The organism is Actinomadura coerulea (assembly GCF_014208105.1).
In the GTDB taxonomy this organism is placed as follows: Bacteria; Actinomycetota; Actinomycetes; order Streptosporangiales; family Streptosporangiaceae; genus Spirillospora; species Spirillospora coerulea.
The window spans coordinates 4047615-4070627 of record NZ_JACHMQ010000001.1 but is presented as its reverse complement, the minus strand read 5'-3'; the positions used below and the strand labels follow the sequence as shown (position 1 = coordinate 4070627).

Sequence of the window (23013 nt, the reverse complement as noted above, 5' to 3'; positions counted from 1 at the left end):
CGGGCGGGTTCGGGAAAGGTTCGGGCCGCATTACGGTGGGGGCATGCGCTTCGGGGTCCTCGGTCCGCTGGAGGTGCGGACCGAGGACGGCCGCCCGGTCCCGGTCCCGGACCGGAAGGTGCGGGCGCTGCTGGCCGATCTCCTCGCGCACGCCGGACGCGCCGTCTCCGCCGACCGCCTCGTCGACGACCTGTGGGGCGACGCGCTGCCCGCCGATCCGCCGGCGACGCTGCGGGCCCGCGTCTCCCAGCTGCGCCGGACGCTGGAGGACGCCGAACCGGGCGCCCGGGCACTGGTCGAGACCAGCCCGCCCGGCTACCGGCTGGCCGCGCGGACCGACGCGGCCGACTTCGCCGACCTCGCCGGGCGGGCGGCGGACGAGCCCGACCCGGCCGCCCGCGCCTCGCGGTTCGCCGAGGCGCTGGCGCTCTGGCGCGGCCCCGCGTTCGCCGACTTCGCCGACGCGCCGTTCGCCGCCCCCGAGATCGCCCGCCTGGACGAACTGCGCCTCGCGGCCCTGGAGGGGCGCGCCGAGGCCCGCCTCCAGCTGGGCGAGGACGCGGCGCTGGCGGCCGAGCTGCGCGAAGCGGTGGACGAGCACCCGTTCCGGGAGCGGCTGCGGGCGGCTCACATGCGGGCCCTGTACCGCGCGGGCCGTCCGGCCGATGCCCTCGCCGCCTACGACGATCTGCGCGTCCGCCTGCGCGACGACCTGGGCCTGGATCCCCCACCCGCGCTGGCGGCCCTGCACGCGTCCATGCTCCGCCGCGACCCGGCGGCCGGCGGGCGCCGGGGCAACCTGCCGGCCGACGTGGCGCCGCTCGTCGGCCGGGACGCGGCCGTCCGGGAGCTGGCCGCGCTGCTGGAGGAGTCGCGGCTCGTGACGCTGCACGGGACGGGCGGGGTCGGCAAGACCCGGCTCGCGGTGGCCGTCGCGCGCGCCCTGCGCGGCCCCGGCGAGGTGTGGCTCGTGCGGCTCGACGAGGGGCTGGAGGCGGGCGCGTCCGCCGACGACGCGGCGTCGTTCACCGCCGGGGTGCTCGGGCTGCGCGACGACGCGGGCTCCGGCGGCGGACCGGCCGCGCGGCTGGGCGAGGCGCTGGGCGGCAGGCGGGCGCTGCTGGTCCTCGACAACTGCGAGCACGTGGCCGAGCCGGTCGCGCGGCTGGCGGCGGCGCTGCTGCGCGACGTCGCGGACCTGCGGGTCCTCGCGACGAGCCGGGAGCCGCTGGCGATCTCGGGGGAGCGGCTCTGGACCGTCCCGCCGCTGGACGCCGGGGCCGCGGCCGCGCTGTTCGCGCAGCGGGCGGGCCTGGCGTCCGGCCCGGGGGACGCCGGGCCGGTCGCGGCGATCTGCGCCCGGCTCGACGGCGTCCCGCTCGCCCTGGAACTGGCGGCGACGCGGGTCCGGGCGCTCGGCCTCGCCGGTCTGGCCGAACGGCTGGACGACCGCTTCCGGCTGCTGTCGTCCGGCGCCCGGGACGCCCCGCCCCGGCAGCGCACGCTCCGCGCCCTGATCGACTGGAGCTGGGAGCCCCTGGAGGAGCGCGAGCGGGCGGTCCTGCGGCGGCTGGCGGTCCACGCGGGCGGCTGCACCCTCGACGCGGCCGAGGCGGTCTGCGGCGCCGACGTGGAGACGCTCGCGGGCCTCGTCGACCGGTCGCTCGTCGTGGCGGGGGAAGGCCCCCGGTACCGGCTGCTCGAAACGGTCGCCGCGTACGGCGCCGAGCGGCTCCGGGAGGCGGGCGAGGAGGAGCGGGTGCGCCGCCGCCATGCCGAGTACTACATCCGCCTGGCAGAGCGCGCCGACCTGCGCGGGCCGGGGCAGCGCGACGCCCTGCGGCTGCTGCGCGCGGAGACCGGCAACCTGCGGGCCGCCCTGGACGGCGCCGTCCGGGCCGGGGACGCGGGCCGCGCGCTGCGGCTGGTCAACGCGATGGGCTGGGCCTGGTTCCTGTGGGGCCGCGTCGGCGAGGCGTGCCGGGCGTTCGAGCGGGCGCTCGCCGTGCCGGGCGCGGCGGATCCGGCGTCCGCCGCCCGGGCGCGGACCTGGCGCACCGGGTTCGCCATGCTGGACGGCGACGGCGCCGACCGGGACGAGCGGGTGCGCGAGGCCCTCGCCGCCGACGGCGACCCGTGGGCGCGCTGGTTCCTCGGGTTCGTGCGGGGCGGGTTCGGGGACCTGGAGGCGATCGACGAGCTGGCGGCCCGCGCGCTCGACGGGTTCCGCGCCCGGGGCGACGACTGGGGCGAGGCGGCGGCGCTCGCCGTGCGGGCCGGGCAGGCGCTGTCGGCCGGTGACCTCCCCCGGGCCCGGCACGACGGCGAGCGGGCCCTGCGGCTGTTCGGCGCGGCGGGCGACCGGTGGGGCCGCCTCCAGGCCACCGAGACGCTCGGGGTGCTCGCGGAGGTGGCCGGCGACTACGCCCGCGCGCGGGAGCTGCACGAGAGCGGCCTGCGCGACGCCGAGGAGCTCGGGCTCCGGGCGGAGGCGGCCGGCCGGATGTCCCGCCTCGGCCGCGTCGCTCTGCTCGAAGGCGACCTCGACCGTGCCGACGACCTGCACGAGCGCGGCAGGCGGCTGGCCGTCCGCGAGTCGCACCGCCGGATGGAGCACTTCGCCGAGGTGGGCCTCGCTCTCGCGGCGCGCAGGCGCGGGCGCCTGGCCGAGGCCGAGGCGATCCTGCGGCGCTGGCTCGGCTGGTGCCGCGACATCGAGGGCGCGCCCGGCCTGGCCTTCCTCCTGGCCGAGCTGGGGTTCATCGCCGAGCTGCGCGGCGACGCCGCCGGGGCGCTCGCCCTGCACACCGAGGGCCTGGCGGCGGCCCGCGCCACCGGCCACCCCCGCGCGGTGGCGCTCGCGCGGGAGGGCCTGGCCGGTGCGCTGTCCCTCGCCGGACGCCGCGCGGAGGCCGCGCGGTCGCTGGCCGCCGCTTCGCGGGCCAGGGCGGCCGTGGGCGCGCCGCTGCCCGAGGCGGAGCGCGGCGACGTCGACCGGATCGCCGCCCGCCTCGACTAGGAGGAGCGGTCGCCGGGGCGGCGGGAGAACGCCAGGGGAAGAGCCAGGAGCATCACGGCCGCGGTGAGCGCGAAGGCGGCCGGGTAGCCGGTCGCGGCGGCGGCGAAGCCGAACGCGGCGCCGCCGACGCCCATGCCGCCGTCGTAGCCGATGTTCCAGAGCGCGCTGACCGTGCCGTAGCCGGACGCGGGCGCCCGCTCGAACATCACGGCCATGCTCGCGTTCTGCGTGACGCCGAAGCCCGCCCCGAACACCACCATGGCGGCGAGGACGGCGACCGTGTCCGGCGCCAGGGACAGCAGCGCGATGCCGGCCGCGGAGACGGCCACGGCGGGCAGGAGCAGCCGCGCGGCGCCGTGCCGGTCCCCGATCCGGCCCGCCCACCAGCGCGAGAGCGTGGCGGCCGCCGGCTGGACGAACAGCGCCGCCGCCGCGACCCCGGCGGGGACGGCGTCGGGCAGGAACGTGACCAGGATGCCCGCCGCCATCGCGGTCGAGGCGAACGCGAGGGCCGGGCGCAGCAGCGCCGCCGACCGCAGTCCCGCGACGATGCCGAAGGGCCGCTCGGGGGCCGGCGCCGAGGGGCCCGGACCGGTGATCCTTCGCGGCAGGGCGGGCAGCGCCGCCAGCGCGGCGAGCGAGGCGACCGCGCCCGCGACGAACACCGGGGTGTAGCCGACCTCGCGCGCCAGCCACACCCCGAGCGGCAGCGCGAGCAGCGACGGGACCCCGGCCACGACCCCGAACAGCCCGATCCCCTCGCCGCGCCGCTCCGCCGGGACGAGCGCCGCGACCAGCGCGCCCGTCACCACCACGGCCACGGCGAAGCCGAGGCCGCGCACCAGGCTCACCGCGGTGATCGCCGCCATGGCCGAGGAGAACGGCAGCGCGAGCGAGGGCGCCCCGAGCAGCACGATCCCCGCGGCGAAGACCCGCCGGTGCCCGAACCGGTCGAGCAGTCGGGGCAGCGAGAGCTCGGCGAGCACCGTCGTCAGCATCAGCGCGCCCGTGGTGACGCCCGCCCCGACCCCGCCCGCGCCGCCGTCCACCGCGTACATCGGCACGACCGAGAACAGCAGGAAGAACCCCGTCAGCGTGGCGAAGGCGGCCGCGAACACCAGCGCCAGATGCCGTCCGACCAGCGGCGGGCGCGCGGCGGCGGTGGTGCTCGGCCGCGGCAGTGTCTCCCGTGTCTCGCTCATGGGGACGACGCTAGGGGACCATCCGGCCTGCTATATGGTCCAATTTCATGGCAATCGAGTGGGCCGGTTCGACACCGGAGCTGCTGCTGGACCTGGACCGGGCCGCGACCGGGACGCTGCGCTCGCAGCTGGAGACCGCGCTGCGCGACGCGATCTGCACCGGACGGCTCAAGGCGGGGGAGAGGCTGCCGTCATCCCGGGAGCTGGCCCGCCAGCTCGGCGTCTCCCGCGGCCTCGTCCAGGAGTGCTACGGCCAGCTCAACGCCGAGGGGTACCTGTGCGCGCGGACGGGGTCGGCCACCCGCGTGGCGGCTCTGCGCGCCGCCGCGGGGGAGCCGGCGCCCGCCGCGCCGCCGGGCGGGTCCCGGCTCCGCGTCGACTTCGCCGCGGGCGTGCCCGACCTGGCGTCCTTCCCGCGCGGCGACTGGGCGTGGGCGCAGCGCGAGGTCGCCCGGACGGTGCGCAACGAGGAACTCGGCTACGGAGACCCGCGCGGCAGCGAGGTCCTGCGGGACGTCCTCGCCGGCCATCTGCGGCGGGTGCGCGCGGCCGTCGCCGAGGCCGAGGACATCGTCGTCTGCGGCGGCTTCGCCCAGGGGCTCGGCATCGTCCTGCACGTGCTGGCCCGCCGGGGCGTGCGCCGCGTGGCGTTCGAGGACCCCGGCCACGGCGACGGCGCCACCATGGCCGCCGCGGAGCGCGCCGGGATCGAGGCGGTGCCCGTCCCGGTCGACGACCTCGGGCTGGACGTGGACGCGCTCGCCGCGAGCGGCGCCCGCGCGGTCGTCGTCACCCCCGCGCACCAGTGGCCGACCGGCGTCGTGCTGGCGCCCGAACGGCGCCGCGCCCTCGCCGACTGGGCGTGCGAGCGGGACGGGGTCGTCGTCGAGGACGACTACGACGCCGAGTTCCGCTACGACCGGGAGCCCGTGGGGTCGGTGCAGGGGCTCGCGCCCGGCCGCGTCATCGGCCTCGGGACGGTCAGCAAGTCGCTGGCCCCGGCCGTCCGGCTCGGCTGGATCCTGTGCCCGCCCGCGCTGACCCGGGCGGTGGCCGAGGAGAAGCGGCTCGCCGACCGCGGTTCGCCCGTCCTCGACCAGCTCGCGCTCGCCGCGCTCGTCGAGTCCGGCCGCTACGGGCGGCACCTGCGCCGGATGCGGCCCGTCTACGCCGGACGCCGCGCGGCGCTCGTGGCGGCCCTCGCCGAGCACGCGCCCGCCGTGCGGCTGACCGGGCTGGCCGCCGGCTTCCACGCCGTCGCCCACCTGCCCGCCGGGACGGACGAGCGGCGCGTCGTCGCCGAGGCGCGCAGGCGGTCGGTCGGCCTGTACGGGATGAGCACCTACCGGGCGTCCGGCGCGGCCGACCCCCCGCGGCTCGTCCTCGGCTTCGGCGACCTCGCCGAGAGCGCGATCCGGGACGGGATCCGGGAGGTGGCCGACATCCTCCGACCTTGAGTTGAGTGCTAATAACGGCGCCCCGGCATGTGACACGACTTCATTCCGCGCGTCGCGCCGGGTGCGGCACAGTCGTCGCAACCCGGAATCGAAGGAGTCGTGACATGACAGCGGGCGTCGCCGACGTCGGCAGCCGCACCCCGCAGCCGGACCTGTCCGGCACCGTCCCGTTCCCCGAGCGCGTCGCGGTCGTGGTGTTCGTGGTGGGGCCCGTCATGGGGCTGCTGGGCGCCGTCCCCTTCCTGTGGGGCTGGGGGATCGGCTGGACCGACATGGCCATCTTCGCGTTCCTGTATCCGCTGAACGCGATCGGGATCACCGTCGGCTACCACCGGCACTTCACCCACGGCGGCTTCAAGGCCAAGCGGTGGCTGCGGATCGCCCTCGCGATCCTCGGCGGGCAGGCCATGCACGGCTCGGTGGTCCGCTGGGTCGCCGACCACCGCCGCCACCACAAGTACGCCGACCAGGAGGGCGACCCCCACTCGCCGTGGGCCTACGGACCCGGCGTGTGGGGCCTCACCAAGGGCCTCTACCACGCGCACATGGGCTGGCTGTTCGGCAAGGAGCGCACGTCCCGCAGCAAGTACGCGCCCGACCTGCTGAAGGACCGGGACATCCGGTTCCTGTCGCTCGACCCCGTGTACGCCGTGATCGTGCTGTCGACGTTCCTCGTCCCGATGGGGCTGGGCGCGCTGCTCACCTGGTCGTGGCACGGCGCCGTCACCGCGCTGTTCTGGGGCGGGGTGATGCGCGTCTTCGTCGGCGACCACATCACCTTCTCGATCAACTCGATCTGCCACGTGTTCGGCAAGGAGGACTTCAGAACGCGCGACCGGGCCCGCAACGTGTGGTGGCTCGCGATCCCGTCGTTCGGCGAGTCCTGGCACAACCTGCACCACGCCGACCCGACCTGCGCGCGGCACGGCGTCCTCAAGGGCCAGATCGACATCAGCGCCCGCGTCATCTGGGTGTTCGAGAGGCTCGGCTGGGTCTGGGACGTCCGCTGGCCCGACCACGAGCGCCTCGCCGCCCGCCGCGTGACCGCCCCCGCCACCGGAGAACGATCATGACCGCCCTCCCCGCGCTCGACCGCACGCCGCTGATCGAGCGGCTCGCCCGGTTCGCCAAGGACTTCCCCGGCGACCGCGCCTACACGTTCATGGACTACACGACGGACCCGGACGGCGTCGCCACCGACGTCACCTGGGGGGAACTGGACCGGCGCTCCCGCAGCACCGCCGCCGCGATCCGCCGCGCCACCGAGCCCGGACGGCGGGTGGCGCTGCTCGCCCCGCAGGATCCGCACTACGTCACCGCGTTCCTCGGCGCCATGTACGCCCGCGTCATCGGCGTCCCGCTGTTCTCCCCGGACCTGCCGGGCCACGGCGACCGGCTCCTCGCCGTCTACCAGGACGCCGAACCCGACGTCGTGATCACCACGGGCGCGTCGCTGCCGCACGTCCGGGCGTTCCTCGCGGGCGACGGCGTCCGGCAGCCCGCCGAGGTCATCGTCGCGGACGAGGTGGACCCGGCGCTCGACTGGACGCCCGAGCCGATCGACCCCGGCGACGTCGCGTACCTTCAGTACACCTCCGGCTCGACCCGCACCCCCGCGGGTGTGATCATTACGCACGGGAACTTCGCGACGAACGCCGAGCAGCTGTGGCGGACGTTCGAGGGCATCCCGCGCGTGTCGTCCGGAGTGAACTGGCTGCCCGTCTTCCACGACATGGGCCTGGTCACCACCGTCGCGCTGCCGCTGGTCTACGGAAACCCTGGGGTGATCATGGACCCGGTGGCGTTCGTGATGCGGCCCGTCCGCTGGCTGGAGCTGCTCAGCGCGCAGGGCCACGCGTTCACCGGCGGCCCCAACTTCGCCTACGAGTACCTCACCGCGCAGGTCACCGAGGAGGAGAAGGCGAAGCTCGACCTGAGCGGCGTGCAGGTGTTCATGAACGGCGCGGAGCCGATCCGGGAGAGCACGCTCACGGGCTTCTACGAGGCGTTCAAGGACTGCGGGCTGCGTCCCGAGGCGCAGGTGTGCGCCTACGGGCTGGCGGAGGCGACCGTGTACGTGTCGGCGTCGTCGCGGTTCCGGGAGCCGACCCGCGTCGCGTTCGACCACGAGGGGCTGCGCCGGGGCGCCGCCGAGCCGTGCGACCCGGACGCGCCCGGCGCGGTCCAGCTGATCGCCTGCGGGACGTCCTACGGCCAGCACGTCGCGATCGCCGACCCCGGGACCGGCGTGCGGCTCGCGGACGGCGCCGTCGGGGAGATCTGGGTGCACGGCCCGAACGTCGCGGCCGGCTACTGGGGACGTCCCGAGGCCACCAGGGAGACGTTCGAGGCGGAGCTGGCGGACCACGGCGACCTGCCGCGCTCCCCGTGGCTGCGCACCGGGGACCTCGGCGTCCTGCACGGCGGGGAGCTGTTCGTCACCGGCCGGATCAAGGACCTGGTCATCGTGGACGGCCGCAACCACTACCCGCAGGACATCGAGTTCACCGTCTCCGGCGCGCACAGGGCGATCCGCCCCGAGTACGCCTGCGCGGTGGCGGTCGACACCGGCGGCACCGAGGGCCTGGTCGTGGTGGCCGAGCGGAACCGCCGGGTGCCGGCCGCCCTGCTCGACCGGGAGGAGGCGGCGCGGGCGGTGCGGGCGGCCGTGAAGCAGCGCCACGACCTGCGCGTGCACGACTTCGTGCTGATCGAGCCCGGCGGCCTGCCGCGCACCAGCAGCGGGAAGATCGCCCGGTCGGCGTGCAGGCGGGCCTACCTCGACGGGACGCTGCCGGTCGCGGAGGCGGCGCTCCGGCCCGAGTGAGCCGGGACCGCGCCGCTCAGGCGTGCTCCCCGCCGGCGTCGCCCCGCAGCCAGACGGGGAGCAGCAGCATCAGCTCCAGCCGGACCGCCGGGTCCTCGATGTCGTAGTCGAAGAGCTCGTGCAGCTGCGCCAGCCGGTACCGGACGGTCTGCGGGTGCACGCACAGCGCCTCCGCCGCGTCCGTCGCGTTGAAGCCGTGCTTGAGGCACTCCAGGAGCGTGGCCGCCAGCCGGCCGCCGCGGTGCGGTCCGAGCGCGGTGAGCGGGGCCAGCCGGCGCCGGGCGGCCGCCTCGGCGAGCGTCCAGCCCTCCTCCAGCAGCAGGTCGGGCACGTACCGGTCGGCGTGGACGAGCGTGCCGGGGCCCTGCCGGGCGAGCCGTCCGGCCGCCATCGAGTCGAGCGTGCGGTGCGCCCAGCGCAGCGAGACCCCGGCCCGGTCCAGCGGCACCGAGGGCCCGACCGCGCCCGCCCAGCCGCCGAGGGTGGCGGTCAGCCGGTCGGGCCCGCCGGGGCGGTCCGGGTCGGGCATCACCAGGCACGGCCGCCCGCGGTCCAGGCCGCTCAGCAGGGACGGCGGCAGCCCGGCGGGCCCCTCCCCGGGGGTGCCGGGCCGCGGCTCCAGCACGATCAGCGCCAGCCGCTCGGGCAGCGGCCAGCCGGCGAGGTTGGCCTGCTCGGCGACGACGTCCCGGGGCGCGGCCGGGTCCGACAGCAGCAGGCTCATCAGCCGGGCGCGGCGCTGCTCCCGCTCGCCCGCGGCCTTCTCCCGCGCCCGGGCGTAGCCCCGCGCGGCGGCGGACGCCAGCAGGTCCAGGTAGGCGAGGTTCGCCTCGGTGAGCGCGATCGCCAGGTCGCGCGGCTTCTTCAGCCGGTCGGCCTCACGCGACAGGTACCGCCACGCGGTCCTGGAGGCGACCCGCATCGCGTTCTGCAGGTGCTCCAGCCCGCGCCCCTCGACCGCCTCCCCGTACCCGATGTCGAAGTAGACCTGGTGCAGCTCCTGCCAGGAGGCGTCGGGGTCGGCGATCATCTGCACGAAGTGCCCCATGGCCCGCGCCGTCGCCAGCCGCATTACCTCGGTGTAGACGGGGTCGTCGGGGCGCGCGTACTCGGGGACGTTCCGCAGCACGCCCTCCACCATGGAGTCGACCAGGGCCGGAAGGTGGGGGCGGATCCACTGCGCCTCTTCCCGCGGGACGTCGCGCCAGGGTTCCCCTGACAGATCGTCGGCCTGTGCGGACCTCTCGTGCAGCTCCGTCAAAGTGTCACCTCCGTCAGCGGACACCTGGGGCCGCCAGGCTAGGTAGCCCGCGTCGCACATGACACTCATCTCGGTGACAACGCCGTCCGATTCCTTGTCACCCGCGATGGATGCGCCTGGTGGCACCGGACAAGAAGTGGTCCTCATCCCGCGGCGAGGGTCAGCAGGACGACGGCCGCGGCGGCGCCGGCCAGGCCCGCGGCCTGCGTCCGGGACAGGCGCTCGCGCAGCGCCGTGACGCCGAGCAGCACGGGGACCACGGGGTACAGCGAGGACAGCACGACCGCGACGACGACGAGCTGCTGCCGGGTCGCGAGGAGGTAGCAGACGAGCGCCGCCGCCGCGAGGCCGCCGTTCACCGCCGACCAGAGCGGCACCGTCCCGCCCGGCATGCGCCGCCCTCCGGGGCGGCGCCGTTTGCGTGCCATGCTGGCGGGGTAGCGCTGCATGTCGGAGGTCGCCTGATGGATCGCGGAACCGGGTCCGCCGCGGGGGAGGACGAGCGGCGGCGGATCGCCCGAACGGACGTGCTGCTCGCCGAACCCCGCCTCGCGAGCGCGGCGGGGCGGCTCGGGCGCGGCGTCGTGAAGGCGGCGGTCGCCGCGGCCCAGCGCCGGGCCCGCGCCGGAGAGATCGCGCCGGAGGCGGTGGCCGACGCCGCCGTCGCCTCGCTGCCGCCGAGCGCCTCCGGCCTCCGCCCGGTGATCAACGCGACCGGGGTCCTGCTGCACACCAACCTCGGGCGCGCGCCGCTGTCGGCGGCGGCCCGCGAGGCCGTGGCGCTGGCCTCCGGGGCCACCGACGTCGAACTCGACCTGGAGACCGGCCGGCGCGCCAGGCGGGGGCGGTCGGTCCTCGCGGCGCTGCGCGAGCGGGTGCCCGAGGCGGAGGCCGCGCACGTCGTCAACAACGGCGCGGCGGCGCTGGTGCTGGCCGCCGCCGTCCTCGCGCCCGGCCGGGAGATCGTCATCAGCCGCGGCGAGATGGTGGAGATCGGCGACGGGTTCCGCATCCCCGAGCTGCTCGCCGCCACCGGCGCTCGGCTGCGCGAGGTCGGCACGACGAACCGGACCTCGCCGGACGACTACGCGGCGGCCGTCGGCGAGGAGACCGGGTTCATCCTCAAGGTGCACCCCTCGAACTTCCGCATGACCGGCTTCACGCGGGGCGCGAGCGTCGCGGAGCTGGCCGGGCTCGGGGTGCCGGTCGTGGCCGACATCGGCTCCGGCCTGCTCGCCCCCGAGCCGCTCCTGCCGGACGAACCCGACGCCGCGTCCATGCTCAAGGCCGGTGCCGGCCTGGTCACCGCCAGCGGCGACAAGCTGCTCGGGGGTCCGCAGTGCGGGCTGGTCCTCGGGAAGGACGAGACGGTGCGGCGCCTCGCCCGCCATCCCCTCGCGCGGGCCCTGCGGGTCGACAAGCTGACGCTCGCCGCCCTGGAGGCCACCCTCCGCGGGCCGCTCACCCCGACCGCCGAGGCGCTGCGCGCCGACGCGGCGGCCGTGCGGGAACGGGCCGAGCGGCTCGCCGCCCGGCTGCGGGACGCGGGAGTGGACGCGGCGGCCGTCGAGAGCGAATCGGCGGTGGGCGGCGGCGGTGCGCCGGGCGTCGTCCTGCCGAGCGCGGCGGTCTCGGTGCCCGAACCGTACGCGGCGCGGCTGCGGCGGGGGGCGCCCGCCGTGATGGGCCGGGTCGAGGACGGCCGGTGCCTGCTCGACCTGCGGTCCGTGCCGCCGGACCAGGACGGCGTCCTCGCCGAGGCCGTCCGGGCGGCGGCGCCATGACGCACGTCGTCGCGACCGCCGGCCACGTCGACCACGGCAAGTCCACGCTCGTCCGCGCCCTCACCGGCATGGAGCCCGACCGGCTGGAGGAGGAGCGGCGGCGCGGCCTCACCATCGACCTCGGCTTCGCCTGGACGGCCCTGCCGGGCGGCGACCGGATCGCCTTCGTGGACGTCCCCGGGCACGAGCGGCTCGTCACCACGATGCTCGCCGGGGTCGGGCCCGTCCCGGCCGTGATGTTCGTGGTGGCCGCCGACCAGGGCTGGCAGCGCCAGTCCGAGGAGCACCTGGCGGTCCTGGACGCGCTCGGCGTCCGGCACGGCCTCCTCGTCGTGACGCGCCGCGACCTCGCGGACGCGGCGGCGGCGGACCGGGTGCGCGAGGAGGCCCTCGCCCACCTCGCGGACACCTCGCTCGGCCGCGTCGAGGCGGTCATGGTCAGCGGCGCCACGGGCGACGGACTCGACGAGCTGCGCGCGGCCCTGGAGCGCCTCACCCGCTCCCTTCCGGAACCCGACCGGGACGCCGACGTCCGCCTCTGGATCGACCGGGTCTTCACCGTCCGCGGCAGGGGCACCGTCGTGACCGGCACGCTCGGCGCGGGGACGATCAGCGTCGGTGACCGCCTCGCCGCCGGCGGCGCCCTCCTGCGCGTGCGGGGGCTGGAGAGCCTCAAGGAGGACCTCCGGGAGGTCGGGGCCGTCGCCCGCGTCGCCGTCAACCTGCACGGGAGCGCGGAGGACATCGGCCGGGGCGACGCCCTGCTCGCCCCCGGGCGCTGGCTCACCGCCGACGTCGTCGACGTCCGGCTGCGCGGCGACGCCGCGTCCGGCCTGCCCCGCGAGCTGACGCTGCACGCGGGCACGGCGGCGGTGCCGGTCCACGTCCGGCCGCTGGGGGACGACACGGCACGCCTGTCGCTGCGCCGCCCGCTGCCGCTGCGCGTCGGGGACGTCGCCCTGCTGCGCGACCCGGGGCGCCACCGCGTCCCGGCGGGCGTGACGGTCCTCGACGTCCGCCCCGAGCCGTTCGCGCGGCGCGGCGCGGCGGCGGCGCGGGCCCGCGTGCTCGCCGCCATGACCGGGCGCCCGGACGGCGCCGGGGAGGTCCGCCGCCGGGGCCTGATCAGGCGGTCGGACCTGGTCGCGATGGGAGTGCCCGTCCCCTTCGAGCCGGTGGCGGGGGAGTGGCTCGCCGACCCCGCCCTCTGGAAGGACCTGCGCGGGCGCCTCGCGGCGGCCGTCGAGGAGCACGCCGCGGCGAACCCCGCCGACCCCGGGCTCCCGGCCGACGCCGCGCGCCGCGCCCTCGGCCTCCCGGACCGCGCCCTCGTCGACGCCCTCGCCGAGGGCCTGCGGCGGCGCGACGGCAGGATCTACGGGCGGGCGACCGCGCCCGAACTGCCGCCGCCCGTGCGCGAGGCCGTCGACGCCGTCCGCCGCGACCTGGCCGCGGCCCCGTTCCAGGCGCCGGACGCGAACCGGCTCGCCGAACTCGGCCTCACGCCGAGGATGCTCGCCGTCGCCGCCGCGACCGGCGCGCTCCTCAAGGTGGCCGACGGCGTCGTCCTGCTGCCCGGCGACGACGCCCGCGCCGCCGGACTGCTCGCCGGGCTCGGCGGCCCCTTCACGCTGAGCGAGGCCCGCCGCGCGCTCGGCACCACCCGCCGCGTCGCCGTCCCGCTCCTGGAGTACCTGGACGACCGGGGCTACACGGTCCGGGTCGACGACCTCCGCCGCCGCTGCACCGGAAGGAAGCAATGACCGACCCGAAACGGCTCACCCAGTACGCGCACGGCGGCGGCTGCGCCTGCAAGATTCCGCCGGGCGAGTTGGAGGAGGTCGTCGCCGGCCTCGGCGCCGCGCCCGCCTCGCCCAACGCCGACCTGCTCGTCGGCCTGGACACCGGCGACGACGCGGCCGTGGTCCGGCTCCGGGACGGCCTCGCCGCCGTCGCCACCGCCGACTTCTTCACACCCGTCGTGGACGACCCGTACGACTGGGGGCGCATCGCCGCCGCCAACGCCCTGTCGGACGTGTACGCGATCGGGGGCAGTCCCGTCGTGGCGGTGAACCTGCTCGCCTGGCCCCGCGACGTCCTGCCCTTCGACCTGGCGCGCGAGGTCCTGCGCGGCGGCCTCGACGTCGCCGCCGAGGCGGGCTGCCACGTCGGCGGCGGCCACAGCGTGGACGACCCCGAGCCGAAATACGGCATGGCCGTCACCGGGGTCGCCGACCCCGCCCGCCTCCTGCGCAACGACACCGGCAAGCCGGGCACGCCGCTCAGCCTCACCAAGCCCCTCGGCCTCGGCGTCCTGAACAACCGGCACAAGGCGACGGGCGAGGTCTTCGCGCACGCCGTCGCGACCATGGCCGCGCTGAACCGCGACGCGTCCGCCGCCGCGCTGGACGCCGGGATCGCCTGCGCCACCGACGTGACGGGCTTCGGGCTGCTCGGCCACCTCTACAAGATGGCCCGCGCGTCCGGCGTGACGGCCGTGGTCGACGCCGCCGCCGTCCCCTACCTCGACGGCGCCCGCGCCTCCCTGCGCGACGGGTACGTCAGCGGCGGCACCCGCCGCAACCTCGACTGGGTGGCCCCGCACACCGACTTCGGCGCCGCCGGCGAGGACGACCGCCTCCTGCTCGCCGACGCCCAGACCTCCGGCGGCCTCCTGCTCGCAGGCGAGATCCCCGGCGCCCCCGTCATAGGCGAACTCATCCCCGCGGCCGACCACCCCGTCATCATCCGCTGAAGCCCGGGTTCCGAGACCCCGCGACGATCGGGGTGGTCGCGATCGCGTCCGAAGGCAGGTTCGAGCTCGCGAGAACCTGATCGCGCAGCGAGCCTCTGGGCGAGTCGGAGCGATGCCGGCGATCGCCCGCGTTTCTCGACGATGGAGGCCCGCCAGGCCCGAAGGAGGAGAGAAAGGCCCTACAACTCGGTGCCGGTCTCCTCTGTGATGCCGGCGCGTTGCCGGTACTCGCGGACCAGGGCGGTGGCGGCGGGGCCGCGGGGGCGGCGGCCGGGGCGGATGTCGACCGACAGGGCCTTCGACTCCTGGATGTGGGTGTTCGGGTCCAGGGACAGGTGCAGCAGCTCGTTGGCCGCGTCGCCGCGGCTGTAGCCGTTCGGGCCCCAGTGGTAGGGCAGTCCGACCTGGTGCAGCTTGCGGCCGTCCACGGTCAGCGGCGACATCCGCTCGGTCACCAGGACCCGAGCCTCCACGACGCCGCGCGGGCTGACGATCGTCGCCCAGCCGCCGTGCTTCAGGCTCCGCTCGGCCGCCAGCTCCGGCGAGACCTCGCAGAAGAACTCCGGTTGCAGCTCCGCCAGGTACGGCTGCCAGCGCGACATGCCGCCCGCCGTGTGGTGCTCGGTGAGCCGGTACGTCGTCGCCACGTACGGGTAGACGTCGGCCCCCGGGTCCGTGCCGCTCGGCGCGTACCGGTTGTCGGGATGCGGCGCCGGCAGGTGCCGGACGGGGTTGCGCTGCTGCTTGTACAGCGCGTTCTGGAAAGGCGAGTCCTGCGGCTCGTAGTGCGTCGGAAGCGGCCCGTCCGTCAGGCCGGCCGGCACGTAAAGCCACGCCTTGCCGTCGGCCTGCATGATGAACGGGTCGTTGCCCGCGAGCGCGTCCGGACCCGTCGCGTCGCGCGGAGGCTTGTAGTCGGGCGGGCGGTCGGCGATGAAGTCGGGCACGTCGTGGCCCGTCCACTTGCCTTCGTCGGCGTCCCACCAGACCAGCGCCTTGCGGTCGCTCCACGGCTTGCCGTCGGGGTCGGCGGACGCCCGGTTGTAGAGGATGCGGCGGTTCATCGGCCACGCCCAGCCCCACTCGGGAGCCACCCAGTTCTGGTCCTTGCCGGGCTTGCGGCGCGCGGTCTGGTTGACGCCGTCGGCGTAGCAGCCGCAGTAGATCCAGCAGCCGCACGAGGTGGACCCGTCGTCCTTCAGCTGCGTGTAGGACGACAGCGGGTTCCCGTCCGCGTCCCGGCCGTTGATCTCGGCGAGCACCGCCTCGGCGTCCGGCTCGGCGAGCTCGCCCTTCGTCGGGTAGTCCCACGTCAGGTCCAGGACGGGCCGGTCCATCTCGTCGGTGGACCCGGCGAGCCTCTCCCGGACGAGGCGGCCGAGGTGGTACATGAACCACAGGTCGCTGCGCGTGTCCCCGGCGGGCTCCACCGCCTTGTGGTGCCACTGGAGCATCCGCTGCGTGTTGGTGAAGCTGCCGTCCTTCTCGGTGTGCGCGGCGGCGGGCAGGAAGAACACCTCGGTGCCGATGTCCTCGGTGCGCATCTCGCCCGACTCGATCTCCGGGCCGTCCTTCCACCACGTCGCCGACTCGATCAGCGAGAAGTCGCGGACGACGAGCCAGTCGAGGTTGGCCATCCCCAGCCGCTGGATCTTGGCGTTGGCCGACCCGACGGCCGGGTTCTCTCCCATCAGGAAGTAGCCCTTGCACACCCCGTCGATCTGCGCCATGGAGGTCTCGTAGGTGCTGTGCGACCCGGTCAGCCGCGGCAGGTAGTCGAAGCGGTAGTCGTTGTCGGCCGTCGCCGCGTCGCCCCAGTACGCCTTCAGCAGGCTGACCATGTAGGAGCGCATGTCGCCCCAGAAGCCCTTGCGCGCGGCCTCCGCCTGGATGAAGGTGTCGAGGTCCTCGTTGCTGTGGGCGTGCGGCATGGGGATGTAGCCGGGCAGCAGGTTGAACAGCGTCGGGATGTCGGTCGAGCCCTGGATGGACGCGTGGCCGCGCAGCGCCAGGATGCCGCCGCCGGGGCGGCCGATGTTGCCGAGCAGCCCCTGCAGGACCGACGCCGCGCGGATGTACTGGACGCCGACCGTGTGCTGCGTCCAACCCACCGCGTACGCGAACGCGGTCGTCCGGTCGCGGCCGGAGTTCTCGGTGACCATCTCGCAGACCTTGAGGAACTGGTCGCGGGGGACGCCGCAGATCCGCTCGACCATCTCCGGCGTGTACCGCGCGTAGTGCCGCTTGAGGACCTGGAACACGCACCGCGGGTGCTCCAGCGTCGGGTCCCTCTCCGGGTCGCCGACACCGATCGCGGCGCCGCCCGAACCGTGCGCCTCGCCGCGCGCCGCCTCCTCGACCGGGCCGACGCGGTCCTCGTACTCCATGTCGCGCTGGCCGGACGCCGCCTGGACCTCCATGCCCTCGTACTGCCACGTCCGGTGGTCGTAGCCGCGCTTCTCCGGGTCCAGGCCGGAGAACACGCCGTCCAGGTCCTCGGTGTCGCGGAACTCGTCGGTGAGGATCACCGACGCGTTGGTGTAGGGCACGACGTAGTCGCGGAAGTACTTCTCGTTCGCCAGGACGTAGTTGATGATCCCGCCGAGGAACGCGATGTCACTTCCCGCGCGCAGCGGGACGTGCGCGTCGGCGAGCGCGCTCGTCCGCGTGAACCGCGGGTCCACGTGGATCAGCTTCGCCCCGCGCGCCTTCGCCTCCATCACCCACTGGAACCCGACCGGATGGCACTCGGCCATGTTCGAGCCCTGGACGACGATGCAGTCGGCGTGCTGCAGGTCCTGCTGGAAGGTGGTCGCGCCGCCGCGTCCGAACGAGGTTCCCAGACCGGGAACGGTGGAGGAGTGTCAAACGCGGGCCTGATTCTCGATCTGCACCGCGCCCATCGCGGTGAACAGCTTCTTGATCAGGTAGTTCTCCTCGTTGTCGAGCGTGGCGCCGCCGAGGCTCGCGAAGCCCAGCGTCCGCCGCACCCGCACGTCGTCCTGCTCCCACTGCCAGCCCTGCCGGCGGGCCTCGACCACCCGGTCGGCGATCATCTCCATCGCCGTGTCGAGGTCGAGCGGCTCCCACTCGGTGCCGTGCGGGCGCCGGTACAGCACCCGCTGCTCGCGGGCCGAACCGGTGGTCAGCTGGAGGCTCGCCGATCCCTTCGGGCACAGCCGCCCGCGGCTGACCGGCGAGTCGGGGTCGCCCTCGATCTGGGTGACCTCGCCGTCCTTGACGTACACGTCCTGCCCGCAGCCGACCGCGCAGTAGGGGCAGACGGACTTCACGACCTTGTCGGCGGTGCTCACCCGCGGCCTGATCCGCTCGGTGCCGGCGCTCTTGGCCGCCGCGCCCCGCCCCAGGGGGTCGTCGCCGCTGAACTGGCGGTAGACGGGCCACGACTCGATCCAGGTACGAACGCCCACGTCCCACCGCCCTTCTCGGCTCTGCCCGCCGCCCACCTACCCGCCGCCCGCACCGCGAAACACGGGGTGCGCGGAGCGGGCGGGGTCCGCGGGTCGGGGGATGCGCGTCACCCGGCGGCGAACGCGGCGAGGTTCGCCGAGACGGTGTCAGCGCAGGACGGCGGCGCCGACCGCGCCCATCCGCTCCGCGAACTCGGCGCGCTCGGACGGGGACAGCGCCCGCTCGTAGACGGCGGCGGAGAGCCGGTCGGTGATCTCCTCCGCCTCGGCCCGGCGCGGCCGGAGCGCCGCGCAGTCGGGAAGGTCGCCCTGCCAGCCGAAGAAGCGCGCGGTGTCCGGCCCGTCCTGGGTCAGGATCGCCTCCAGCGGGGAGAGCCCGACAGAGGTCGTCGCGACGAGATGCAGCCCGCCGCGCAGCTCCCGCAGCACCTGCACCAGCTGCATGAGCCGGGCCCGGGCGCCGTCCGGCAGCGGTTCGGCGCGCCAGCCGCAGAACAGCGGCAGGCCCGACCCGTCGGCGGCGCGCGCGACGCGCTCGGCCAGCTCGCACAGGCGCGGGTCGTCCGGCAGGTGCGACTCGCCCCAGGCCGCGCACCCGAGGGCGTACCGCCGCGTCGCCTCGCGCGCGCCGGCGACGGCGACGCCCTCGTCCCACTGGGCGCGGACGAACCCCGGCTCGAACCAGCCGAGCGCCGCCGCGACGACGTCGGCGTCGACGTCGCCGAGCACCCCGCCGCGCCCGGCGAAGTAGTACGCGAACGGATTGCCGTACCCCTGCTTCTTGCCGTGCTCCGCCGTCCCGCGCGACAGCATCCACCGCGACCCGACACCGTGAATGATCCTGTCGGCGGAGCGGACGGTGTCCGCGGCGCTCAGTTCGCCCATCGACGCTCTCCCGGTTCCTCGCCGTCAAGTAACCGGAAGGTTACTGCCTGGGCGGGGGCGCCACGAGGGCGGTCCCCGGCTAGATCGCGGACTCGCCCCGCACGGCCCTGCCGGGCGCGTCGGGCGAGGAGCCGCCGGGCGGGCGGTGCCAGTCGAAGCACACCACGACGGCGTCGTCGGCGAGGTCGCTGCCCTCGTGGAACTCGATGAGCTCGTCGATCACGGTCAGCGGGACCTCCGCCGCGGGCTGCAGCCGGCTGCGCCGGGTGGCCTGCTCCAGCAGGTGCGTCCCGTACTCGCCGGCCGGGGCCCTCGCCGCGAAGACGCCGTCGCTGACGATGACCAGCCGGTCGCCGGGTTCGAGCGAGAACCGCTGCGGCCGGTACTCGGTGTCGGGGAACATGCCGAGGGGCATCTGCTGCTCCAGCGGCACCGCCGCCACCTCGGCGCCGCGCAGCAGGAGGATCCGGGGGGACCCCGCGTCGATGACGTGCACGACCCCCTCGGCGAGGTCGATCCGCATGACGAGGGTCTCGGTGAACTCGCGGCCGCCGTGCCGCACGTGCACCATGTCGTTGGCGAGGCTCGCCTGCTCGCCGAGGTCGGCGCCCGACCGGCGGGCGTTGCGCAGCGCGCCGACGGTCAGCGACGTCAGCAGCGCCGCGCTGATGCCGGTGCCCGAGCCGTTGGTCACGGTCAGCGCCAGGTGGTCGTGCTCGACGGACCAGTCGAAGTTGTCCCCGCCGATCGAGTAGGCCGGCTCCAGATGCCCCGCGAGGCTGAACGAGTCGTCCGCGTGGGCGTGGCCGGGCAGGAGCTGCCACTGCAGCTCCGCGGCGAGGGTGAGGCGGTGCCGCCGCCTGGCCCGCTCGTACCGGTCGGTCCGGTTCCACGCGACCTTCAGCGCGCTGCCGACGAGCTCGCCGATCTCGGCCAGCTCGCCGACCTCGTCCGCGCTCCAGGGCGCGGACGAGCCGATCTCCAGGACGCCGATCCGCTCGCCCCGCGCACGGACCGGTACGTAGGTCGTGGTCTCGCCGGCCCCGGCCCCGTCGCCCTCGGGGGAGGAGAGGACCCGGCCGGTGACGAACGACCGCCCGGCCGGGCTCTGCCGGATCCCGATCGCCTCCGCGATCTCCTCGGTCACCTCCTCGGCGGCCGACACGTCACCGTCCGGGACGGTCAGGGCCAGGCTGTCCGGGTGGGGCAGGGCCAGAAGCGGCGCGACCGCCATCAGGGCGCGCGAGTGGTAGTCGCAGACCAGGAGCCGGGCGGCGGACACCGCGGGGTACTCCCGCGAGAGCGTCGCCGCCAGCACCTCGGGCAGCGCGTACGCCGGGGCCGCGCGAAGCGCCCGCTCGACCCTGGCCGTGCGCCTTCCCCCGGCCCCGGTGGGCCGGCCCCGCTCATCTCTGGGCGGGCGACCCTGTTCATCCCTGGCCGGGCGACCCTGCTCATCCCTGGCCGGGCGGCCGTGCGTACTCATCGCGACCTCATCCTCATCATGCCTGCCGACGCGCCGGACGCGGCCGCGTCCCAGGCGCGGTCCGGTTCTGGTGCGCCGGGCCGCGGGAACGGCCGTGCCCCCCTCGACCGGCCGTCCAACCGCTGGAATGCGGCTCTTCCATCGGGTCCGCCGCGTCTCGGACGCAGGACCGCAGGGGAAGACTGCCAAAGAGTTTGCCGTATGGCAAATACTTGATATCGAGCCGCGGATGAAGGGGGTCGCGCCGGGGCGGGCGGGCGGCGGTCAAGCCGTCCGGGATCCGGCTATCCCCCTCCCGCCGCGCTCGCCCCGCTCGCTCGCCTGGCCGAACTCGGTGAGCGCGTCCAGCAGCCGGGCCCGGGACGCCGGAGACATCTGCGCCAGCACGTCCCGCACCGCCGCGCGGCGCCGCCGGACCAGCTGGGCGTGCAGGCGTTCGCCCTGGTCGGTCAGCCGCAGCACGATCTCGCGCCGGTCGGCGCGGGCGGTCTCCCGCGCGATCAGCCCGGCCGCCTCCAGCCGGTCGCAGAGCCGGCTCGTGGACGAGGGGATCGCGCCCAGCTCCTCCGCGAGCCCGCCGAGGTTCAGCCGGCCGAACCGCGCGATCACCTCGACGGCGCGCAGCTGGATCGGCGAGATGGCGGGTTCGAGGCCCTGGTCGGCACGGTTCCAGAGCAGCGCCGTCGAGCTCAGCACGCGTTCCACGGCGACCGCGACGTCGTCCGGGACGGCGCCGTGTCCTTCTCCCGCCTGCTCTTCGCCTGACGGCCGCGGTAGTCGCTGACTCACACCCCAGCCTTTCGCACGGAGTCCCCGCCGGCGGCATCTCACTCGCCCCCGGTGGCCCCGCCGCGCCGCCCCCGGTCAGGGCCGGGCGGTACGGTCGCGGGCGGTACCACGATAGGGGCTCGGGCCGTCGCGTTGCACGGCCGCGCCCCCGGCGGCCTGCGGCGGAGGCGGAAACCGCGCGACGCGCAGCACCCCCACCACGTTGGCTTGCGGCGTGTTGCCCCTAAGAGCGCTCTCAGAAGGGCAACACGCCGCAAGTCAACGCCCCTCGTCACCTAGGAGGATCTCCAGCATGCGGTCGTGGGGGGCGAGGGCTGGTTCTTCGACCAGGTAGCCGCCGACCCAGACTCGTAGCATGAGCTGCGCTCGCAGGCCGGCCTCCTCCTCGTCGAAGCCCAGATCCTCCAGGCAAGCGGCGATGTGCCCGAGCAGCGCCCGGTCGGCGTGCCGCACCGCCTCCTCCGCCGCGGGCTCGTCCTGGGCCCACAGCCGCATCGCCCGGTCGATCGGCGCGACGTCGCGGCCGAGCGCCTGGATGCGCCGCAGCCGCTCGCGCGGGTCGGCGGTGCTGCCGAGCGCCAGCCCCAGCACCTCGTCGGTCCGCTCGTGCGCCCACCGGTCCAGCAGTGCCCGCATCAGCTCCGGGCGGTCCCGGAAGTGCCAGTAGAAGCTGCCCTTGGTGACGCCGAGCCGGGCCGCCAGCGTGGTGATCGCCACACCCCGCTCGCCGGCGCGGGCCAGCTCGCCGTAGGCGGCCTCGATCCAGTCGCGCCGCGCCACCCTGGGCCGCGCGGCCTTCGCGCCGGCCGTCCTCGTGCGGGCCGTCATCCCACCCCCTGCCTCCACGGCGCGGACGCCGTCACACCAGGGTCACCGGGCCGGGGTCCAGCCCCAGCTCGATCCTGCCGTAGAGGGCGTACGCCGCGTCCGGTTCGAACACCACGTGCCCGGTGATCGTATTCACGTCCCGCTGCGCCCGCTGGAAAGGGGAGTCGGTGAACTGCGCGCTCGCCCCGGACGCCGAGCACAGGTCGTTGACGACCCGCCGCGCGGTCCCGGCGACGTGCGCCGCCACCAGCCGGGCCCGGGCACGCCGCCGCAGGTCGCAGTTCCCCTCCGCCACGGCGCGGACGACGCCGCGCAGGGCGTCCTCCAGCAGCAGCCGGGCGGCGGCCAGGTCCGCGGTCGCCGACGCGAGCCGGACCTGCGCGCCGGCCGTCTCGCGCTGCCGCTCGCCGGAGTAGGCCGCCACCCGGCCCCGTGTCCGTTCGGCGAACCGGGCCAGCACGCCCTCGGCCGCGCCGAGCACGGGCGCGGCACCGGTCAGCGCGAACACGGGCACGAGCGGCGTCCGGTAGAGCGCCGCGGGGTTGACGAGGGAGCCGGGCGAGCGCCCCTCCGCCAGGTCGGCGAGCGGCACCGACCGGTGCGCCGGGACGAACACGTCCGCCACCTCGACGTCGTTGCTGCCGGTGCCCCGCATCCCGCTGGTGTGCCAGACGTCGTGGACGGCCACCTCCTCGCGCGGCAGCAGGAACAGCCTCGGCTCGATCGCCTCGCCCGCGGCGGCCAGCGCCATGACCATGACGTACCCGGCGTGCATCACCCCGCTGCCCCACGACCAGCGCCCGGTGACCCGGTGCCCGCCGTCCGCGGGCGCCGCCGTCCCGGTCGGCGCGAGGACGCACGGGATCAGCGCGTACGGCCGGTCCGCCCAGACCTCGGCCTGCGCCCGCTCGGGGAAGAGCCCGACCATCCAGTTGTGCAGCGTGTAGATGACCGACAGCCACCCCGTCGAGGCGCACCCGGCGCCCGCCTCCCGGCAGGCCGCCGCCATCTCCTCGAACCCGCGCTCGGCCCCGCCGAACCGCTCCGGCACCAGCATTCCGAAGAGCCCGGTCGCGGCCAGGTCGGCGATGGTCTCGTCGGGCAGCCGCCGCGCCTCCTCGGCGGCCCGCGCGCGTTCGGCGAGCGTCGGCGCCAGGTCCCGCACACGGCGCGCGATCCCGTCTCCATACTCCATGGTACGGAACCATACTCACAGGTATGGTCCGGGGTAACCCCCTCCTCGGTTTAGCCCGGTTCCCAGCGGTAGGTAGACGCCGACGGAGGGAGGC

At 75.7% G+C, this 23013-nt stretch carries 16 protein-coding genes; 7 read left to right on the top strand and 9 right to left on the bottom strand.

Annotated elements, in window-relative coordinates; all coding sequences use genetic code 11:
• The first annotated feature begins 43 nt into the window (after positions 1 to 43).
• Positions 44 to 3019, top strand: a complete 2976-nt coding sequence (locus BKA00_RS18615) for an AfsR/SARP family transcriptional regulator (protein ID WP_185026703.1) — start codon at positions 44 to 46, stop codon at positions 3017 to 3019.
• Here BKA00_RS18615 and BKA00_RS18610 read toward each other — a convergent pair.
• Positions 3016 to 4221, bottom strand: coding sequence for an MFS transporter (locus BKA00_RS18610; protein ID WP_185026701.1), 1206 nt, complete (start codon positions 4219 to 4221; stop codon positions 3016 to 3018). The genes BKA00_RS18615 and BKA00_RS18610 overlap by 4 nt on opposite strands.
• A 47-nt stretch (positions 4222 to 4268) precedes the next feature.
• Here BKA00_RS18610 and pdxR point away from each other — a divergent pair, with 47 nt between their 5' ends.
• From pdxR to BKA00_RS18595, 3 genes are all read left to right on the top strand, one after another.
• Positions 4269 to 5678, top strand: coding sequence for a MocR-like pyridoxine biosynthesis transcription factor PdxR (pdxR, locus tag BKA00_RS18605; RefSeq protein WP_185026699.1), 1410 nt, complete (start codon positions 4269 to 4271; stop codon positions 5676 to 5678).
• A 104-nt stretch (positions 5679 to 5782) separates the two neighbouring features.
• Positions 5783 to 6751: an acyl-CoA desaturase gene (locus BKA00_RS18600; RefSeq protein WP_185026697.1), complete on the top strand. Its 969-nt coding sequence runs from the start codon at positions 5783 to 5785 to the stop codon at positions 6749 to 6751.
• Positions 6748 to 8505: a fatty acyl-AMP ligase gene (locus BKA00_RS18595; RefSeq protein ID WP_185026696.1), complete on the top strand. Its 1758-nt coding sequence runs from the start codon at positions 6748 to 6750 to the stop codon at positions 8503 to 8505. Before BKA00_RS18600 ends, BKA00_RS18595 begins: the two co-directional genes overlap by 4 nt.
• 16 nt (positions 8506 to 8521) lie before the next feature.
• On the opposite strand, the gene BKA00_RS18590 is transcribed toward BKA00_RS18595, so the two are convergent.
• Positions 8522 to 9766, bottom strand: a complete 1245-nt coding sequence (locus tag BKA00_RS18590; protein ID WP_230298542.1) for a PucR family transcriptional regulator — start codon at positions 9764 to 9766, stop codon at positions 8522 to 8524.
• Positions 9767 to 9909: 143 nt separating this feature from the next.
• Positions 9910 to 10194 carry an EamA family transporter gene (locus BKA00_RS18585; RefSeq protein WP_185026691.1) on the bottom strand — a complete coding sequence of 95 codons (285 nt, stop codon included), beginning with the start codon at positions 10192 to 10194 and terminating at the stop codon, positions 9910 to 9912.
• A 36-nt stretch (positions 10195 to 10230) separates the two neighbouring features.
• Here BKA00_RS18585 and selA point away from each other — a divergent pair, with 36 nt between their 5' ends.
• From selA to selD, 3 genes are read left to right on the top strand one after another with little or no spacing between them, the layout of a single operon-like run.
• Positions 10231 to 11550 (top strand): L-seryl-tRNA(Sec) selenium transferase, encoded by a 1320-nt coding sequence (selA, locus tag BKA00_RS18580; protein WP_185026689.1) that lies wholly within the window; start codon positions 10231 to 10233, stop codon positions 11548 to 11550.
• A complete protein-coding gene (selB, locus tag BKA00_RS18575) occupies positions 11547 to 13313 on the top strand; it encodes a selenocysteine-specific translation elongation factor (RefSeq protein ID WP_185026688.1) in 1767 nt (588 codons plus the stop codon). The genes selA and selB overlap by 4 nt, the downstream gene beginning before the upstream one ends.
• Entirely contained in the window at positions 13310 to 14305 is a 996-nt protein-coding gene (gene selD, locus BKA00_RS18570; RefSeq protein WP_185026685.1) for a selenide, water dikinase SelD, read from the top strand. Before selB ends, selD begins: the two co-directional genes overlap by 4 nt.
• A gap of 179 nt (positions 14306 to 14484) precedes the next feature.
• Here the strand turns inward: selD and fdh are convergent, their stop codons facing one another.
• From fdh to BKA00_RS18535, 6 genes are all read right to left on the bottom strand, one after another.
• Positions 14485 to 17736, bottom strand: a complete 3252-nt coding sequence (fdh, locus tag BKA00_RS18565) for a formate dehydrogenase (protein ID WP_230298541.1) — start codon at positions 17734 to 17736, stop codon at positions 14485 to 14487.
• Between the two features lie 147 nt (positions 17737 to 17883).
• On the bottom strand, positions 17884 to 18621 hold the full coding sequence (locus BKA00_RS18555) for an SCO6745 family protein (protein WP_185026681.1): 738 nt from the start codon (positions 18619 to 18621) through the stop codon (positions 17884 to 17886).
• A gap of 79 nt (positions 18622 to 18700) precedes the next feature.
• Positions 18701 to 20107 (bottom strand): PP2C family protein-serine/threonine phosphatase, encoded by a 1407-nt coding sequence (locus tag BKA00_RS18550; RefSeq protein ID WP_185026679.1) that lies wholly within the window; start codon positions 20105 to 20107, stop codon positions 18701 to 18703.
• A 264-nt stretch (positions 20108 to 20371) separates the two neighbouring features.
• Positions 20372 to 20896, bottom strand: coding sequence for a MarR family winged helix-turn-helix transcriptional regulator (locus BKA00_RS39040; RefSeq protein ID WP_185026677.1), 525 nt, complete (start codon positions 20894 to 20896; stop codon positions 20372 to 20374).
• 258 nt (positions 20897 to 21154) lie between these two features.
• Positions 21155 to 21724 carry a TetR/AcrR family transcriptional regulator gene (locus tag BKA00_RS39910; protein WP_185026675.1) on the bottom strand — a complete coding sequence of 190 codons (570 nt, stop codon included), beginning with the start codon at positions 21722 to 21724 and terminating at the stop codon, positions 21155 to 21157.
• A gap of 31 nt (positions 21725 to 21755) precedes the next feature.
• The gene (locus tag BKA00_RS18535; RefSeq protein ID WP_185026673.1) at positions 21756 to 22919 is read right to left on the bottom strand and encodes an acyl-CoA dehydrogenase family protein; all 1164 of its coding nucleotides are present in this window, start codon (positions 22917 to 22919) and stop codon (positions 21756 to 21758) included.
• Positions 22920 to 23013: the final 94 nt, after the last annotated feature.

Coding starts and splice junctions, on each gene's coding strand:
- BKA00_RS18615 (WP_185026703.1), top strand. CDS start 44: ATGCGCTTCGGGGTCCTCGGTCCGCTGGAGGTGCGGACCGAGGACGGC.
- BKA00_RS18610 (WP_185026701.1), bottom strand. CDS start 4,221: ATGAGCGAGACACGGGAGACACTGCCGCGGCCGAGCACCACCGCCGCC.
- pdxR (WP_185026699.1), top strand. CDS start 4,269: ATGGCAATCGAGTGGGCCGGTTCGACACCGGAGCTGCTGCTGGACCTG.
- BKA00_RS18600 (WP_185026697.1), top strand. CDS start 5,783: ATGACAGCGGGCGTCGCCGACGTCGGCAGCCGCACCCCGCAGCCGGAC.
- BKA00_RS18595 (WP_185026696.1), top strand. CDS start 6,748: ATGACCGCCCTCCCCGCGCTCGACCGCACGCCGCTGATCGAGCGGCTC.
- BKA00_RS18585 (WP_185026691.1), bottom strand. CDS start 10,194: ATGGCACGCAAACGGCGCCGCCCCGGAGGGCGGCGCATGCCGGGCGGG.
- selA (WP_185026689.1), top strand. CDS start 10,231: ATGGATCGCGGAACCGGGTCCGCCGCGGGGGAGGACGAGCGGCGGCGG.
- selB (WP_185026688.1), top strand. CDS start 11,547: ATGACGCACGTCGTCGCGACCGCCGGCCACGTCGACCACGGCAAGTCC.
- selD (WP_185026685.1), top strand. CDS start 13,310: ATGACCGACCCGAAACGGCTCACCCAGTACGCGCACGGCGGCGGCTGC.
- BKA00_RS18555 (WP_185026681.1), bottom strand. CDS start 18,621: ATGGGCGAACTGAGCGCCGCGGACACCGTCCGCTCCGCCGACAGGATC.
- BKA00_RS18550 (WP_185026679.1), bottom strand. CDS start 20,107: ATGAGTACGCACGGCCGCCCGGCCAGGGATGAGCAGGGTCGCCCGGCC.
- BKA00_RS39910 (WP_185026675.1), bottom strand. CDS start 21,724: ATGACGGCCCGCACGAGGACGGCCGGCGCGAAGGCCGCGCGGCCCAGG.
- BKA00_RS18535 (WP_185026673.1), bottom strand. CDS start 22,919: ATGGAGTATGGAGACGGGATCGCGCGCCGTGTGCGGGACCTGGCGCCG.